The sequence below is a fragment of the Planococcus sp. ANT_H30 genome (assembly GCF_008369335.1).
GTDB classification, from domain to species: domain Bacteria; phylum Bacillota; class Bacilli; order Bacillales_A; family Planococcaceae; genus Planococcus; species Planococcus kocurii.
In genome coordinates this window covers 837250-852021 of the sequence record NZ_VOBJ01000001.1, presented here as the reverse complement: position 1 = coordinate 852021, position 14772 = coordinate 837250, and the positions used below count along the sequence as shown (strand labels likewise).

Genomic DNA, 14772 nt, shown 5'->3' with positions numbered 1-14772 from the left:
TGTTTTTTTGGACAGGACAAATGTTTTTGGGGAAAAGGAGTGTTGGAAATGGAACGAATTATGATTACAGGTGCTTTAGGACAAATAGGGTCAGAACTTGTTGGGAAAATGCGCAGCATATATGGCAATGATAATGTCTTAGCAACAGATATACGGCAAACTGCCGATCAATCAGGACCTTTTGAAATTTTGGATGTAACAGATGCACAGAGAATGTACGATTTAGCAAAAGATTTCGGTGCAGACACGATGGTTCATATGGCGGCTCTATTATCAGCGACTGCTGAAGAAAAACCATTACTTGCTTGGAACTTGAACATGGGGGGGCTTGTAAATGCACTTGAAGCCTCTCGCAAGCTAGGAATGCAATTTTTTACGCCTAGTTCTATCGGAGCGTTCGGTCCTTCAACACCTAAGAAAGATACGCCACAAGATACGTTACAGCGTCCAACAACAATGTACGGCGTTAATAAAGTAGCTGGTGAATTGCTCTGCGATTATTACCACACGAAATTTGGTGTCGATACACGCGGTGTTCGTTTCCCAGGACTTATTTCGAACGTAGCACAACCGGGCGGCGGCACAACTGATTATGCAGTCGATATTTATTACCAAGCAATTGAAAAAGCAAGCTACACTTCATATATTGCAGAAGGAACAGCTATGGACATGATGTATATGCCTGACGCGCTGCAAGCGATTGTCGACTTGATGGAAGCAGATTCAGATCAATTAATTCACCGTAATGCATTTAACGTAACAGCAATGAGTTTCACGCCTGAAGAAATTGCAGCGTCTATCCAAAAGCACATTCCCGACTTCAAAATGTCTTACGCAGTTGATCCGGTGAGACAGGAAATTGCAGATAGCTGGCCAGACAATATCGATGCATCGGCTGCGAAAGCCGAATGGGGCTTTAAAACGTCATATGACTTAGATGCAATGACTGTCGATATGTTAGAAAAGCTAAAAAAAAAGCTTCAACTAGTTTAAGACAATAAAAAATGCCATCCGCAATTTGCGGATGGCATTTTGTGTGGATTAAAACAACAAGTGCGCAACGCCTACAACAATCGGCAAAGCGATAATTGTACGAAGCAAGAAGATGATGATCAGGTCCAGGATGTTGACAGGGATTTTGGATCCAAGTAACAATCCACCAACTTCGGACATGTAAATCAATTGTGTGACGGACATGGTAGCGACGACAAAACGTGTCATTTCAGACTCGATGTCTGCACCAAGAATAGCAGGTAAGAACATATCAGCAAAGCCAACAACCATTAATTGAGCGGCTTCAGCTGCTTCTGGAACACCAAGCAATCGCAGGTATGGTTCAAACGGTGTACCAAGAATGCTGAACACAGGTGTATATTCGGCTAAAATCAATGCAATTGTACCAAATGCCATTACAACTGGTGCAACACCAATCCACATATCCAGTACATTTTTAAAACCATCCTCAAAAAACTTTTTAACTGAACGATTTTCTTCAGCTTTTGTCAAAGCATTTTCAATTCCGTGAGAAGTGACATTATAGCCTTGTGGAACATCTTCAGATTGAGAATCTTGAGGTGACCCGTCCATGAATGTAGTCGGTTTGTTTGTCAGCGGGTAAAGGCGTGGCATGATCAATGCCAAAATAATACCTGCTAAGATAACAGTAGCGTAGTACGGAAGGAAATAGGTGCCGAGGCCAATTTCCTGTATGACTACAATAGCAAAAGTAATCGAAACAACGGAGAACGTGGTTCCGATAATCGCTGCTTCACGCTGCGTATATCTGTTTGCCTCATATTGCTTGCTTGTCAATAAAACACCAATGGTACCGTCTCCAACCCATGACGCCAAAGCATCAATAGATGAGCGACCTGGCAAGCGGAAAAGTGGACGCATGATTTTTACCATTATCGTACCGAAAAATTCCAATAAGCCAAAGTTCATCAAGAGGGGAAGAAACAATCCAGCAAAAAGAAAAATAGTGAAAAGGAAAGACAGTAAACCGTCTCCAGATAAAAGAAGTCCGCCGGTATTTTCATTCCAGATAGGTTCAGGACCGACTTGGAACAACACCATAACCGCAAAAACCGCGCCGAGAATCCGAACAATCGTCCAAAATAGATTGACATTAAAGAGCTTGTCGATAAATGAAACATAGTCAGTTTCATTAACTTTTTTAGTGATAAAGAACAATGAACCGAGAGCGGCTACGATTAAAATGCCCATCATAATCCACGGTACGATGGATTCGATCGCTCCAGCCATAAGGTTAGCAAGAACTGCTATAGTTACCATCCAGCCATCTTCAGTTGGAATTGGCACCAAAAACAATAGGATTCCGAGTAAAGAAGGAATCAAAAACAATAACCATGTTGAAGTAGAAAACTTTTTCACAAATAATTCCCCTTTTCTCCGTGCATGAATACACATAATAATAACTGATTATACAACGCTTTCCCCTATGTAAACGCTTTTATAACCAATGTTTATATTATCTGAAAATGCCTTAAAAAAACACCCCCCAACTGAGAAAAAGTTGAAGGGTGTTTTTTAGAAGGATTTTTCGAAATCTTCATGCCAGCGATAATGATAAAAACGTTCTTTGGTTAACCAGTTTTCTGTAGCAGTATCACCTTGCTGAAGCTTATGTTCCATTTCTTCCAGCATCCAAGCTGTTTGTGAAATATGGGCTTTCATGGAATTCATTTTTTGCTCACGGACTTCACGGATGTCAAAAACGACATCAGGTTGGCCGAGCATCTCCACCGTGTTATTTGCAAAAGCTACGCCGTGAAGTGTTGGCCGATCTTTCATTCGGCGGACAGCACGAACAACAGCGCGTGCTGTTGCCTCATGATCTGGATGGACCGCAAAGTCCGGGTAAAAGGTGATGATTTTTGAAGGATTGAGTTCTTCAATCAAATCCGTCATCATCTTAACCATTTTCTCATCATCTTCAAACTCAATGGTTTTATCACGCAAGCCCATCATTCGAAGATCGGTTAATCCCATTGCGTCTGCAGAAGCTTGAAGTTCTTTTTTGCGGACTACAGGGAGCGATTCTCTCGTAGCAAAGGGCGGATTACCTAAGTTGCGTCCCATTTCGCCAAGTGTTAGGCAGGCGTATGTAACAGGGGTGCCTTGTTGAATATGTGTCGTGATCGTTCCGGAAACACCAAATGCTTCGTCATCCGGGTGAGGGAAGACGACCAGCACATGACGTTCGTGTGGAATTGTCATTATGTGTCCCTCCTTTAATAACTAAACGGTGTTTCGCTAATTTCAAGCGCAACCGCTAGTTTTCCGTCTCCGGCGTGTCCGGCAAGCAACAGCCGACCCTCTTCGTCTAATTCGTAATGCGTAATGCCTTGTGCGTAGACCCAGCCATGCGGTAATTTTAGTCCAACACGGTGCGGACTGTCACCAACCACTTTTCCAAGTTCGTAATTGATCACAACGTTCCGGATAAATGCGCCGGCGTTGAAAAAGCTTTCGTTAAAATGTGAGGCATAGGAGCCGTTGGTTGTTTCCAAATGAAGGTAAACATCTTTACCGGCAAAAGCATCCAGTTGGACTTGTAATTTTTTTACTTCAACTAATTCCATGATGTTCCTCCTATAAAATCGGTATTCTTTCAGTATAAGGAATTATGTGTGAGAATGCGATTAGGTTGCTTTGTAAAGCTAAGATTGTCCTGAGAATTCGCCCGCAGATAGGAGGCTAACAACCGTACCTCATTTCAACAGCAACAAAATTGGACCGCAAAAAAAGCGCGCCGAAGAAAATCCGGCACGCGTTTGTTCTTGCTTATAATTCAGTCACAATGACTTCAGGTTTTGTGAATTTCGAAGCGGCACCGTGCATAACTGGACCAACGTATTCGTTCAGCTTCCAGCCGTGCTGAATTGCTGTTGCGACAAAAAATTTCGCATTTAGAACAGCGTCTTTAACAGATTGCCCGTTTGCTAAGTTCGCGGTAATCGCAGCAGCGAAGGTACAACCTGCGCCGTGGTTATAAGTGGTATCTGTTTTTTCAGATGTCAGTAAATAATGTGTTTTGCCATCAAACAATAAGTCCGCTGCTTTTTCATGCTGGAGCTGTTTGCCGCCTTTAATGACCACAAATTCTGCGCCGTGTGCGTGAATTTTTTCAGCGGCCGCTTGCATGTCTTCAACAGTTTTCAACACGCCCATTCCGGATAAATTGCCTGCTTCTACCAAGTTGGGTGTCACGACTTTGGCGTTTGGCAATAAATACTTTATCATGGCATCCACATTTTCAGGGAACAACACTTCGTTTTCCCCTTTGCAAGCCATAACGGGATCAATGACAACGTCTTTGATTCCAGAGTCTGCAATGGCTTTGCCGGCCATTTCAATGATGTCTACAGTTGGGAGCATACCAGTCTTCAAAGCGTCAACCCCTGTAGAAAATGCTGTTTTCAACTGGGCGTCTAATGTATCTAATGCGATCGGATGAATCCCATGACTCCAGCCATTCTCAGGATCCATTGTGACGATGACCGTTAATGCGTTCATGCCATAAGTTCCGTGTTCTTGGAATGTTTTAAGGTCTGCTTGTATGCCTGCACCGCCAGAAGTATCTGATCCAGCAATGGTTAAGGTTTTTTTGAGTGTCATTAGGTTAGCTCCTCTAAATTGGATTGTCTTTGCCACTATTTTAACAAAATTTCGAGTGTTTACAACGAATTACGCTTATTCGGGACAAGCAGTAAAACGGTAGTTGCAACGCAAATAAGCAAAAAGGCAGTCGCAAAAATGCCCATTAAAACAAAGCCGCTTTTGAAAAGACCAATCGTAATAAGTAATGTTAGAATAGAAACAACAGCAATAATTACACCTAAACAGCCTAGTCCAGCGCGCTTTGCGCTTTCAGGAGCTGTTGTGCCTTTCGTTTTTGAAACACTCGTAATCTTTTCGCGCCAATCGGCCATCGTAATCGCTCCTTTGGACAATCGTACCATGAAGCTGGATAAATAGAACATAAGAAAGTAGGGGATATCTTGGCTAAAGATCCACGGATGACTGAAATCGAACGGTTGTTAGAAGAAATGAAAGAGCAAGGGGATACGAAAGAATCTGGCTTCTGGAAATATGCCAAACTGATGATGAGTGTTTTTCGCAATTCTTTTTTAGTGCTCATTGTGGTTTTACTATTACTTTTAGTGGCCTTGCCCCTTGGAACTTTTTGGATGATTAAAGGCAGCACCTTCACAGAAAGTAAAGGCGCTTTTTTAGAACAAATTCAGGACTTGAATGAACTGTCCACAGCGGAAGCTTTTTCGAAAGTGATTATCGAACGCGAGGACAATTCATTATTTGGTCAGGAGATTGGTCTCGATTTGCCTGGTACAAAACGGCAATTACTGGTCGTTATTCCAGGGTCAGTACGAGCTGGAATTGATTTTTCCAAAGTATCTGAAGACGATATAGTACTCGATGAAGATGCTCAAACAGCGACATTAACATTGCCCCCAGCAGAATTTCTAGGAGGACCGGAATTGTTTATGGATCAAGTAGAAGTTTATTCGTATGAAGGGCTGTTTCGCAGCGGGGCTGACATTTCTGAAGCTTACGAACTGGCAGAAGAAGCTAAAAAGTTGATGCTTCAAGAAACGGAAGGTCAAGGTGTGTTACAGACGGCCGAAGATAATGCTGCGCGTTCTGTTCAAGAGATGTTCGGCTTGGTCAATTATGATGTTACAGTCGAGTTCGAGGAGTGATGGAGTTGAAAAAACAAATTTTTCACAACGATTGGCAGCAGGTCATCGGTAAAGAATTCGACAAACCGTATTATTTGGAGCTGCGTGCGTTTTTGAAAGAAGAATACGCTGAGCAAACGATTTATCCTGCAATGGAAAATATTTGGTCTGCCTTTGAACATACTTCCTATCGCGATGTAAAAGTCGTTATTCTCGGACAAGATCCGTATCATGGTCCCAACCAAGCACATGGACTTAGTTTTTCTGTTTTACCCGGAGTAGCGCATCCGCCAAGCTTACAGAATTTGCTGAAAGAATTAAAAGAAGATATTGGTTGCGAAAAACCAAAAGATGGCACTTTAACGAAATGGGCCGACCAGGGCATTTTAATGATGAACAGCGTATTGACAGTAAGAGCAGGAGAAGCACATTCGCATCGCAACAAAGGCTGGGAGACGTTTACGGACAGCGTGATTGGTAAATTGTCCGAGCGCGAAGAGCCAATTGTTTTTATATTATGGGGCAAACCTGCCCAAATGAAAAAACGACTGATTGACCTCGATAAACATGATGTGCTTGAAGCGCCTCATCCAAGTCCGCTCAGCGCCCATCGTGGATTTTTTGGCAGTCGGCCTTATTCAAAAGTGAACAGTCTGTTACAAAGCCGCGGACAACAGCCTATTGATTTTTGTTTGGACTGAACTGTAGCAGGTGGACGTGTTAAACTGGAATTAAATCAAAACGGAGAGGGGCTGTATCATGTCCATCGATACGACGCGTATTTTAAATGAAATCGACAAGCATACGACGCGTGCTCGGAATGGCGATTCTTCAAAGTTTCGCGACTCAGTCGTAGCCATTCGTGCATTATGTGATTTGTTGTTAGAAGACGAGCAACCGATGAGCGACATTCAAACCCCACGTGCCGTACCACTTTCTTCCCCTCAGCCGCAAACGCAGACAGTATCTGCCGTCAACAAGCTGAAAGAAGAAGACGCAAACGGCGATTCGCTGTTTGAATTTTAAATGGAAAGAGGAAGTCGACTATGAAGTTTTTCTTAATTGCTGGAGCGGTTAACGCTCTTTTATCTGTAGCGTTCGGCGCATTTGGCGCACACCTTTTAGAAGGTCGTGTTGCAGACAAGTATTTGGATACATGGCAAACTGCCGTACAGTATCAAATGTTTCACTCGATTGGCTTGATCGTTGTCGCAATCTTGATGAGTTCAACGCTACTCGGATCACTCAGTTCATTAAGTTGGGCCGGTTATTTAATGCTTGCCGGAATTGTTATTTTCTCAGGTAGCTTATACGTATTAAGTTTGACAGGAATCGGCGTTCTTGGCGCTATTACCCCAATCGGAGGCATTGCGTTTATCGCCGCTTGGGTCATGGTCATTATCGCTGCAGCCAAAGCATTGTAATGACGTTGAAAAGGGCAATTCGCTTCGCGCGAATTGCCCTTTTTTTGAGTCGTTTTGCCGTTTGGACAGTAAAGTATACGATTCGGACAGTATTCGATGGAATTCGGACAGTATTTGTCGTGAAACGGACAGTATTTTGTTCCATTCGGACAGTATATCCAAATAATTGGAATAAATTCATAAAAGTTTGCTGGAAATCTCTTCACGAGGTGCGGTCACAAAAATTCAAATAGAAAAAGTCGCCTAAAAGGCGACTTTTCAATATAGATCAATTAAACTTCTAACATTTTAGTCGTGCGTTCGGCATTTAGGCGTGTGCCTACATAGAATGAACCAAATTCTGCGTAACGCGCGCTGACTTCGTCAAAACGCATTTCGTAGATCAACTTTTTGAATTGAAGAACGTCGTCTGCAAACAAAGTAACGCCCCATTCGTAGTCATCAAAGCCGACAGACCCAGAAATGATCTGCTTGACTTTACCAGCATAGCTACGGCCGATTTTACCATGAGATAGCATTAATTCTTTACGTGTATCCATTGGTAGCATGTACCAGTTATCATCACCGTCGCGACGCTTGTCCATTGGATAGAAGCAAATATACTGCGAACGTTGAAGTTCTGGGTATAGACGAGAACGGATATGCGGATTTTGGTAAGGATCTTCATCTGATTTTCCGGCAAGGTAGTTAGAAAGCTCAACAACTGAAACGTATGAGTACGTAGGAACTGTATAAGCAATCAATGTCAATTTGTTGTATTCTGTTTCAAGTTCGTTTAATTCGTCCATCGTTTCACGCAACATCATTAACATCAAGTCAGCTTTTTGGCCAACAATTGAATACAAGGCATGTGCGCCGGTTTTATTTTCATCAGCTTGGTTGATTTTGTCCATGAATGCTTGGAATTCGTCGATCGCGAATTGGCGTTCTTCGTCCGTTAGCATTTTCCACGAAACCCAGTCCATTGAGCGGAAATCATGGAGAACGTACCAGCCGTCTAATGTAATTGCAGCTTCATTCATTACTCAAACACTCCTTTTAATGTAAATCTCTCATCAATCAGTTTATCACACTGGCCATACAACTTCCTTTAAAACAAATGGCTGTCACTAATTTGACATGACGTCCACGGGTTTTCAGCGCTTGCTGAAAAGAGTAAACTAGAGACATGGAATTGCAGAAAGAGGAGAAATAAATATGCCGTTATTTTTTGAAGAAACAGCTTGGCGTTTTTGGGATCAATCGTTAAGCGCGAAAAGTCGCTCTGCGCTTGAATCATTTGCAGCAGACGATACCTTATGTGAGTTGGTGGGATCCGGAAAAAGCGCACCAACCGTTCGAACATGGGTGCACGACGATACGGTAGTGTTAGGAATCCAAGATCATCGTTTGCCGCATATTGAAAAAGGCATGGATGTATTAAAAGACCATGGCTTTACGCCGATTGTACGGAATTCAGGAGGACTGGCAGTTGTGCTGGATGCCGGCGTTTTAAACATCTCGCTCGTGCTATCGGAAAAAGACAACGCCATCGATATCTCAGCGGGTTACGACTTAATGCTCGATTTGGTGCGTGAATTATTCCCTGAAGCGGATATTGACGCCTACGAAATCGTGGGATCGTATTGTCCAGGCTCTTACGATCTCAGCATTGGGGGTCGGAAATTCGCGGGCATTTCACAGCGCCGGATTCGTCGCGGCATCGCTGTTCAAGTTTATTTATGTATTGAGGGTAGTGGCGCACAACGTGCAGAGGTCATTCGTGACTTTTACAAAGCGGGACTCCAAGGCGAAGAAACAAAGTTTGCCTATCCTGAAATAAAACCAGAAACAATGGCATCGCTTAGTGAACTATTGGCAAGACAAATTACTGTCCAAGAAGTTGTTGTAGATTTACATGCTTTGATGGGGTCACCAGTACCGATGGCGCTACAGCCTGTTGAAACAGAGTTATACGGATTTTATTTAGATCGTGTAGTTGAGCGGAACCGAAAAATGCTAGAACGTCCTCTTGAATAGCATTGTGGCACTGGTGTAGAATAGCTGTTACATGAAAAAACGGAGGTGCGCGGGTGAGTTACGCAACACAAAAATTAGCCGAAGAAAAAGTCTTTAAAGATCCAGTTCATCGATATGTCCACGTGCGCGACCAAGTGATTTGGGACTTGATCAATTCGCGCGAAGTTCAGCGTTTGCGCAGGATCAAGCAATTGGGCACTTCATATTTAGTCTTTCATGGAGCTGAACATAGTCGGTTCAACCATTCGCTTGGCGTTTATGAAATCGTCCGCAGGATTTCGGATGATATTTTTCACGGTCGTCCAGAATGGGATGAAAATGAACGGTTAGTGGTGTTGTGCGCAGCGCTTCTTCACGACTTGGGACACGGTCCGTTTTCGCATTCATTTGAAAAAGTTTTCTCTGTCGATCACGAAGAATTTACACGGAAAATCCTGCTTGGAAATACTGAGGTTAACGAAATTCTTCAGAACGTGTCACCAGAGTTTCCGACGAAAGTGGCAGAAGTTATCGCTAAAACGTATTCAAATAAACAGGTTGTGTCGTTGATTTCTAGTCAAATCGACGCGGATCGCATGGATTATCTTCAGCGCGATGCTTATTATACAGGGGTTTCGTACGGTCATTTTGATATGGAGCGAATTCTACGGGTGATGCGCCCACTAGGGGATCAAGTGGTGATCAAATCGAGTGGCATGCATGCAGTTGAGGATTACATCATGAGCCGCTATCAAATGTATTGGCAAGTGTATTTCCATCCAGTTGCGCGCAGTGCAGAAGTGATTTTACGGAAAATCCTTCAACGGGCAAAAGAATTGAGTGGAAATGGCTATAAATTCGAACAACCTCCAACTCATTTCTTATCATTTTTTGACCGCAGTTTTACGTTGAAAGACTATTTGGCGCTAGATGAAGGCGTCTTAATGACTTATTTTCAATTATGGATGACCGAACGCGATCCGATTCTTTCGGACTTGTGCGACCGATTTGTCAACAGGCGTTTGTTTCAATATGTCGATTTTGACCCAGCCAAGAATTACAAGAAGCTGGGCGAGTTGACCGAATTGTTTCGTTCTGCCGGCATAGACCCAGAGTATTATTTGATTGATGATTCAACTTCTGACTTGCCTTATGATTTTTATCGCCCGGGTGAAGAAGAAGAACGTTTGCCAATTCATTTGTTAATGCCAAATGGTGATATTAAAGAATTATCACGCTTGTCACAAATTGTGGATGCGATTTCAGGTAAACGCAGAACGGATTATAAATTGTATTTTCCAGCTGAACTATTGATCGACGGCAAAAAGACAGCCATCAAGCAGCAGATTTTGGAAATGCTTCGAGAAGGAGGGGTCTAGTTGCTCCAAGAACACGCAAAAATTGTGGATTTTATTGCCACTGCAGAAGGTGTAACCGGTCGCAAGAAATTGCAGAAAATGATTTACATTATGAAGAAGTTGGACATTCCGTTTCAGGAAAAATACGAGTTTCATATTTATGGACCGTATTCAGAGGAATTGACTGCTCGTGTAGAGGAGTTATGCGACATGGGATTTTTATCAGAGGCATTGGAGGATAAAGGTTCTTATGTTCAATATAAATATACGGTAACAGAAGAAGGTCAGGAGTTTCGCAAGGTTTTGGGCACCTCTATTTTAGAAAACCCAGCGACTGCTGAAAAACTGAACGCCAAAAGTGGCCGTTTTTTAGAGTTAACCGCAACACTCTTGTATTTTGATAATTTACCCCATCAGGAACAAATTGACAAGCTACACATCGTCAAAGGAAAACTTAACTTTACAGTAGAAGAGATAGAAGATTCTTTTGCCTTTATTGCGGAATTGAGCTCATAACAAGCAGCAAACGAAAAAACTCCCGTAACGGGAGTTTTTCGGCTATTTTATGGGAAATGCCTAATCTAGCTTTTATCGGAGCTGACCAGGCACTTTCACTTTTCGAGTTGTCCAGTTCCAGCAGCCAGATTCTCGGGTCATAAGTCACTCTAGCTGTGCGGCTGAAAACACGCCACTTCGCCAGCGCGTCTTATGCCCGTCGAATCTACACGGCTGCTTTCACTTTTCTATGGTCCAGTTGCAAGTGCCTAGCTCCTCGGGTCATAAGTCACGCTGGCTGTGCGGCTGAAAACACGTCGCTTCGCCAGCGCGCTTTATGCTTGTCGAAGCTGAACGGCCATTTCCGCTTTTCTTTATTGATCGCTAAAGAGTTTGCCTTTTGTGCCGTAATCTGTTTTTTTCATGTCTTCGATAAAGACGGTTACGTTTTCGATTGGTGCGCCTGTCGTTTCAGAAACAGCTTCGGATACCTTTTCAACAAGTGCGCGTTTCTGGTCTTCTGTGCGACCTTCGAGCATTTTTACAGTAACGTATGGCATAATGAATACAGCTCCTTTTCTTAAGAATACTATCATCATAGCAGAACGGAGGATTCAGACAATGGCGAATGAAGAAAAACCAAAACAAAAAGTAGGATTTACCATTATAAAAAATGATCCAACGGACGGCCATAAAGGTTATGGCATTGGGTCTCTATCTTTGGAGAATGTTTCTCCCTTATTTATTGACGTAGAAGAGCAAGAAGCGTTTATTGATATCGGTGCCATGCATGCCCGCAGTGAAGTAGAGCGCGGCATTAAATTTACAACTAACCGAGAAGATTCGGCAAGTGGCAAAGATTATTGGCTTGTGTGGATCACCATCGATTTTAATCCGGTAGGCCCTTATTACGCCGGAGTTGCAGCGTGTGAAATGGTGGTTAATCGTGAAAAACGAAGAGGCTACAAAATTTTAGCAGATCATGTGAACCGCATGGACAAATCAATGAAACGCAAAATTCTTGTGGACCAAATGGATGAGCCATCAAAACGCGTACTGGCCGACTATTTAGAATCGCATAACGCAGAAATGTGGAACAATAGCTCAGAGCAACTTCATCAAGACTTAGGCAGATGATAAAAAACGTGTTCCTGTAATAATAAAATGCTTTTTGAACAGAGTATGACATTTCAAATTGCGTCTACCGGATGGTTGAAGTTGTTTATAAAAGGCAGTACACTAGAACTACAGCTTTTCAATAGAAAGCTAGGACACCTGATAGCGAGCAAGTGCCGTGAGCCATTGCGATAAAACCCAAGCCCAATGCCTCATGTCTCTTTCTCCGCACCATCAGGATTTAAAAAGGTTTTCTGTGAAGGGAAAAAGTTCCCTGCACAGAAAACCTTTTTATTTTTAGTGTAGTGCAGCTTTGAGCGGGTAAAGAGGAGTATGAAATAAATATTGCACTTTTTTTGAAAACACTTATACTTTTTTAAGTGGATTTTATTCAGAATGAAAAGGAGTTTGATTATAGATGGCAGGATTTTGGTATACAGAAAAGCAAACAGAAAACTTTGGGATTACGATGAAAATCAATAAAACCCTTCATACAGAACAAACAGCTTTTCAATATCTTGAAATGGCAGAAACAGCAGAGTGGGGCAATATGTTGTTTTTAGATGGCATGGTCATGACTTCTGAAAAAGACGAATTTGTTTATCACGAAATGGTTGCACACGTTCCCTTGTTTACACACCCTAACCCTGAGAACGTTTTAGTCGTTGGCGGCGGTGATGGCGGCGTAATTCGTGAAATTTTAAAGCACCCGTCTGTTAAAAAAGCAACACTTGTCGACATTGATGGAAAAGTAATCGAGTACTCAAAAAAATTCTTGCCGAGTATTGCGTCAGGCTTAGAAGATTCACGTGTGGAAGTTATCGTTGGAGACGGGTTCATGCACATCGCAGAATCAGATAACGAGTTTGACGTGATTATGGTAGATTCAACTGAACCCGTTGGACCAGCTGTAAACTTGTTCTCTAAAGGCTTTTATGCAGGGATTTCAAAAGCCTTGAAAGAAGACGGTATTTTCGTCGCGCAATCGGACAACCCGTGGTTTAAAGCAGATTTAATCAAACAAGTGCAAAGTGATGTAAAAGAAATTTTCCCAATTACTAGTCTTTATTTGGCGAACATTCCAACATACCCAAGTGGTTTGTGGGCCTTCACAATCGGTTCGAAAAAGTACAACCCATTAGAAGTACCAGCAGAACGTTTCCATGAAATCGACACGAAATACTACACGCCAGAGTTACACAACGCTGCGTTTGTTTTACCGAAATTCGTGAAAGATTTGACAGGAGAATAACACATGAGATTTGACGAAACGTATTCAGGAAAAGTATTTATCAAAAGCCACCCGAATTACGAAGAATCCAAAGCGGTTCTTTACGGCATGCCGATGGACTGGACAGTTAGTTACCGTCCGGGTTCTCGTTTTGGTCCGAACAAAATTCGCGAAGTTTCAATTGGACTAGAAGAATATAGCCCGTACCTTGACCGCGAGCTAGGAGACGTTAAGTTTTTTGATGCAGGCGACATTCCGTTACCATTTGGTAATCCGGAAAAAAGCTTAGCGGAAATCGAAACGTATGTACACACTCTTTTAGCGGACGAAAAAATTCCTATGGGCATGGGCGGCGAGCATTTGGTGTCATTGCCCGTAATGAAAGCAGTCGCTAGTAAATACGATGATCTGGCAATTATTCACTTTGATGCACACACAGACCTTCGCGAAAACTACGAAGGCGAAGAATACTCGCATTCGACACCGATACGCAAAATCGCAGATCATATCGGACCGAAGAATGTCTATTCATTTGGTATTCGTTCAGGGATGAAAGAAGAATTCGACTGGGCAAAAGAAAACGGCATGCACCTTTCGAAATTTGAAGTGCTTGAGCCTTTAAAAGAAGTTTTACCAACACTTGAAGGGCGCAATGTGTACGTCACGATTGATATGGACGTACTAGACCCTGCACACGCACCAGGAACCGGAACAGTTGACGCAGGCGGTATCACGTCTCGCGAATTACTAGCTTCTATCCATGCAATCGCAGCATCAGGTGTCAATGTCGTCGGTTTTGACCTTGTAGAACTAGCGCCCGTGTACGATCATTCCGACCAAACAGCGAACACAGCAAGCAAATTAATGCGCGAAATGATTTTAGGTTGGGTGAAATAAGAAAAGCGAAAGCGCACATGTAGCTCTGCCGGGCATAAGACGGATCGACGAAGCGGCGTTCTTTGCCGCACAGTCGAGACGGCTTATGACCCAAAGAGCTGTGCGCTAGAGCTAGCCAAAAAGAAAAGCGCAAGCGCACATGTAGCTCTGCCGGGCATAAGACGGATCGACGAAGCGGCGTTCTTTGCCGCACAGTCGAGACGGCTTATGACCCAAAGAGCTGTGCGTTAGAGCTAGCCAAAAAGAAAAGCGCAAGCGGCTGTTCAGTCCCGACAGGCTTAAGACAGAACACGCAGGAAATCTTGATTTCCGCAGTGGGCTGACTTAAGACCCCGAGGGACTAGCCGCTAGAGCTAGCCAATAAGAAAAGCGCAAGCGGCCGTGTAGATTCGACGGGCGTAAGACGCGCTAGCGAAGCGGCGTTTTTTCAGCCAATTAAATAGACCGTCAAACCCGTCTGGAATGTTTCTAGGCGGGTTTTCTTATGGTGGCAAGAGCCTAAATTAGAAAACTTCTCTTGAAAACGGTAA

18 protein-coding genes are annotated in these 14772 nt (G+C 43.1%); 11 read left to right on the top strand and 7 right to left on the bottom strand.

What is annotated here, in order from left to right; genetic code table 11:
- The first annotated feature begins 48 nt into the window (after nucleotides 1-48).
- Nucleotides 49-993 (top strand): L-threonine 3-dehydrogenase, encoded by a 945-nt coding sequence (locus tag FQ085_RS03995; RefSeq protein WP_058384405.1) that lies wholly within the window; start codon nucleotides 49-51, stop codon nucleotides 991-993.
- 48 nt (nucleotides 994-1041) lie between these two features.
- Here FQ085_RS03995 and FQ085_RS03990 read toward each other — a convergent pair whose 3' ends face one another.
- The 5 genes from FQ085_RS03990 to FQ085_RS03970 all read right to left on the bottom strand — a co-directional run bounded on the left by FQ085_RS03990 (nucleotide 1042) and on the right by FQ085_RS03970 (nucleotide 4955).
- Entirely contained in the window at nucleotides 1042-2394 is a 1353-nt protein-coding gene (locus FQ085_RS03990) for a YjiH family protein (RefSeq protein WP_058384406.1), read from the bottom strand.
- A 156-nt stretch (nucleotides 2395-2550) separates the two neighbouring features.
- Nucleotides 2551-3240 carry a bacillithiol biosynthesis deacetylase BshB2 gene (gene bshB2 / locus FQ085_RS03985; protein WP_071153015.1) on the bottom strand — a complete coding sequence of 230 codons (690 nt, stop codon included), beginning with the start codon at nucleotides 3238-3240 and terminating at the stop codon, nucleotides 2551-2553.
- A gap of 14 nt (nucleotides 3241-3254) precedes the next feature.
- Nucleotides 3255-3605, bottom strand: a complete 351-nt coding sequence (locus FQ085_RS03980; protein WP_058384408.1) for a YojF family protein — start codon at nucleotides 3603-3605, stop codon at nucleotides 3255-3257.
- 202 nt (nucleotides 3606-3807) lie between these two features.
- A complete protein-coding gene (pdxK, locus tag FQ085_RS03975; RefSeq protein ID WP_071153016.1) occupies nucleotides 3808-4641 on the bottom strand; it encodes a pyridoxine/pyridoxal/pyridoxamine kinase in 834 nt (277 codons plus the stop codon).
- Nucleotides 4642-4700: 59 nt separating this feature from the next.
- Entirely contained in the window at nucleotides 4701-4955 is a 255-nt protein-coding gene (locus FQ085_RS03970) for a hypothetical protein (RefSeq protein WP_058384410.1), read from the bottom strand.
- A 69-nt stretch (nucleotides 4956-5024) separates the two neighbouring features.
- Here FQ085_RS03970 and FQ085_RS03965 point away from each other — a divergent pair, with 69 nt between their 5' ends.
- The 4 genes from FQ085_RS03965 to FQ085_RS03950 are packed head-to-tail and all read left to right on the top strand — an operon-like array spanning nucleotide 5025 to nucleotide 7147.
- Complete coding sequence (locus tag FQ085_RS03965; protein ID WP_058384411.1) at nucleotides 5025-5744, top strand: DUF4230 domain-containing protein; 720 nt, start codon at nucleotides 5025-5027, stop codon at nucleotides 5742-5744.
- Nucleotides 5744-6424: a uracil-DNA glycosylase gene (locus FQ085_RS03960; protein WP_149456141.1), complete on the top strand. Its 681-nt coding sequence runs from the start codon at nucleotides 5744-5746 to the stop codon at nucleotides 6422-6424. The genes FQ085_RS03965 and FQ085_RS03960 overlap by 1 nt, the downstream gene beginning before the upstream one ends.
- A gap of 58 nt (nucleotides 6425-6482) precedes the next feature.
- Nucleotides 6483-6749 carry a YwdI family protein gene (locus FQ085_RS03955; protein ID WP_058384413.1) on the top strand — a complete coding sequence of 89 codons (267 nt, stop codon included), beginning with the start codon at nucleotides 6483-6485 and terminating at the stop codon, nucleotides 6747-6749.
- Between the two features lie 20 nt (nucleotides 6750-6769).
- Nucleotides 6770-7147, top strand: coding sequence for a DUF423 domain-containing protein (locus FQ085_RS03950; protein WP_058384414.1), 378 nt, complete (start codon nucleotides 6770-6772; stop codon nucleotides 7145-7147).
- A gap of 272 nt (nucleotides 7148-7419) precedes the next feature.
- Here FQ085_RS03950 and hemQ read toward each other — a convergent pair whose 3' ends face one another.
- Nucleotides 7420-8169, bottom strand: a complete 750-nt coding sequence (gene hemQ, locus FQ085_RS03945) for a hydrogen peroxide-dependent heme synthase (RefSeq protein ID WP_149455984.1) — start codon at nucleotides 8167-8169, stop codon at nucleotides 7420-7422.
- Between the two features lie 175 nt (nucleotides 8170-8344).
- Between hemQ and lipL the strand changes: the two genes are divergently transcribed.
- Genes lipL through FQ085_RS03930 form a run of 3 tightly spaced genes read left to right on the top strand, consistent with a single transcriptional unit; the run spans nucleotide 8345 to nucleotide 11019 of the window.
- Entirely contained in the window at nucleotides 8345-9166 is an 822-nt protein-coding gene (gene lipL / locus FQ085_RS03940) for an octanoyl-[GcvH]:protein N-octanoyltransferase (RefSeq protein ID WP_058384416.1), read from the top strand.
- 53 nt (nucleotides 9167-9219) lie between these two features.
- The gene (locus FQ085_RS03935; RefSeq protein WP_058384417.1) at nucleotides 9220-10524 is read left to right on the top strand and encodes an HD domain-containing protein; all 1305 of its coding nucleotides are present in this window, start codon (nucleotides 9220-9222) and stop codon (nucleotides 10522-10524) included.
- The gene (locus tag FQ085_RS03930) at nucleotides 10525-11019 is read left to right on the top strand and encodes a YwgA family protein (protein WP_058384418.1); all 495 of its coding nucleotides are present in this window, start codon (nucleotides 10525-10527) and stop codon (nucleotides 11017-11019) included.
- A gap of 353 nt (nucleotides 11020-11372) precedes the next feature.
- Here the strand turns inward: FQ085_RS03930 and FQ085_RS03925 are convergent, their stop codons facing one another.
- Complete coding sequence (locus tag FQ085_RS03925; RefSeq protein ID WP_038704761.1) at nucleotides 11373-11558, bottom strand: 2-hydroxymuconate tautomerase; 186 nt, start codon at nucleotides 11556-11558, stop codon at nucleotides 11373-11375.
- A 61-nt stretch (nucleotides 11559-11619) separates the two neighbouring features.
- Between FQ085_RS03925 and FQ085_RS03920 the strand changes: the two genes are divergently transcribed.
- The 3 genes from FQ085_RS03920 (at nucleotide 11620) to speB (ending at nucleotide 14242) form a co-directional block, all read left to right on the top strand.
- Nucleotides 11620-12135, top strand: coding sequence for a YwhD family protein (locus FQ085_RS03920; RefSeq protein ID WP_058384419.1), 516 nt, complete (start codon nucleotides 11620-11622; stop codon nucleotides 12133-12135).
- Between the two features lie 397 nt (nucleotides 12136-12532).
- Nucleotides 12533-13366 carry a spermidine synthase gene (gene speE / locus FQ085_RS03915; protein ID WP_058384420.1) on the top strand — a complete coding sequence of 278 codons (834 nt, stop codon included), beginning with the start codon at nucleotides 12533-12535 and terminating at the stop codon, nucleotides 13364-13366.
- Between the two features lie 3 nt (nucleotides 13367-13369).
- A complete protein-coding gene (gene speB, locus FQ085_RS03910) occupies nucleotides 13370-14242 on the top strand; it encodes an agmatinase (RefSeq protein ID WP_058384421.1) in 873 nt (290 codons plus the stop codon).
- The last annotated feature ends 530 nt before the right edge of the window (nucleotides 14243-14772 follow it).

Bases quoted from the DNA above. Each gene is read 5' to 3' on its own strand.
- FQ085_RS03995 (WP_058384405.1), top strand. From the start codon at position 49: ATGGAACGAATTATGATTACAGGTGCTTTAGGACAAATAGGGTCAGAA.
- bshB2 (WP_071153015.1), bottom strand. From the start codon at position 3,240: ATGACAATTCCACACGAACGTCATGTGCTGGTCGTCTTCCCTCACCCG.
- FQ085_RS03980 (WP_058384408.1), bottom strand. From the start codon at position 3,605: ATGGAATTAGTTGAAGTAAAAAAATTACAAGTCCAACTGGATGCTTTT.
- pdxK (WP_071153016.1), bottom strand. From the start codon at position 4,641: ATGACACTCAAAAAAACCTTAACCATTGCTGGATCAGATACTTCTGGC.
- FQ085_RS03970 (WP_058384410.1), bottom strand. From the start codon at position 4,955: ATGGCCGATTGGCGCGAAAAGATTACGAGTGTTTCAAAAACGAAAGGC.
- FQ085_RS03960 (WP_149456141.1), top strand. From the start codon at position 5,744: ATGGAGTTGAAAAAACAAATTTTTCACAACGATTGGCAGCAGGTCATC.
- FQ085_RS03955 (WP_058384413.1), top strand. From the start codon at position 6,483: ATGTCCATCGATACGACGCGTATTTTAAATGAAATCGACAAGCATACG.
- FQ085_RS03950 (WP_058384414.1), top strand. From the start codon at position 6,770: ATGAAGTTTTTCTTAATTGCTGGAGCGGTTAACGCTCTTTTATCTGTA.
- hemQ (WP_149455984.1), bottom strand. From the start codon at position 8,169: ATGAATGAAGCTGCAATTACATTAGACGGCTGGTACGTTCTCCATGAT.
- lipL (WP_058384416.1), top strand. From the start codon at position 8,345: ATGCCGTTATTTTTTGAAGAAACAGCTTGGCGTTTTTGGGATCAATCG.
- FQ085_RS03925 (WP_038704761.1), bottom strand. From the start codon at position 11,558: ATGCCATACGTTACTGTAAAAATGCTCGAAGGTCGCACAGAAGACCAG.
- FQ085_RS03920 (WP_058384419.1), top strand. From the start codon at position 11,620: ATGGCGAATGAAGAAAAACCAAAACAAAAAGTAGGATTTACCATTATA.
- speE (WP_058384420.1), top strand. From the start codon at position 12,533: ATGGCAGGATTTTGGTATACAGAAAAGCAAACAGAAAACTTTGGGATT.
- speB (WP_058384421.1), top strand. From the start codon at position 13,370: ATGAGATTTGACGAAACGTATTCAGGAAAAGTATTTATCAAAAGCCAC.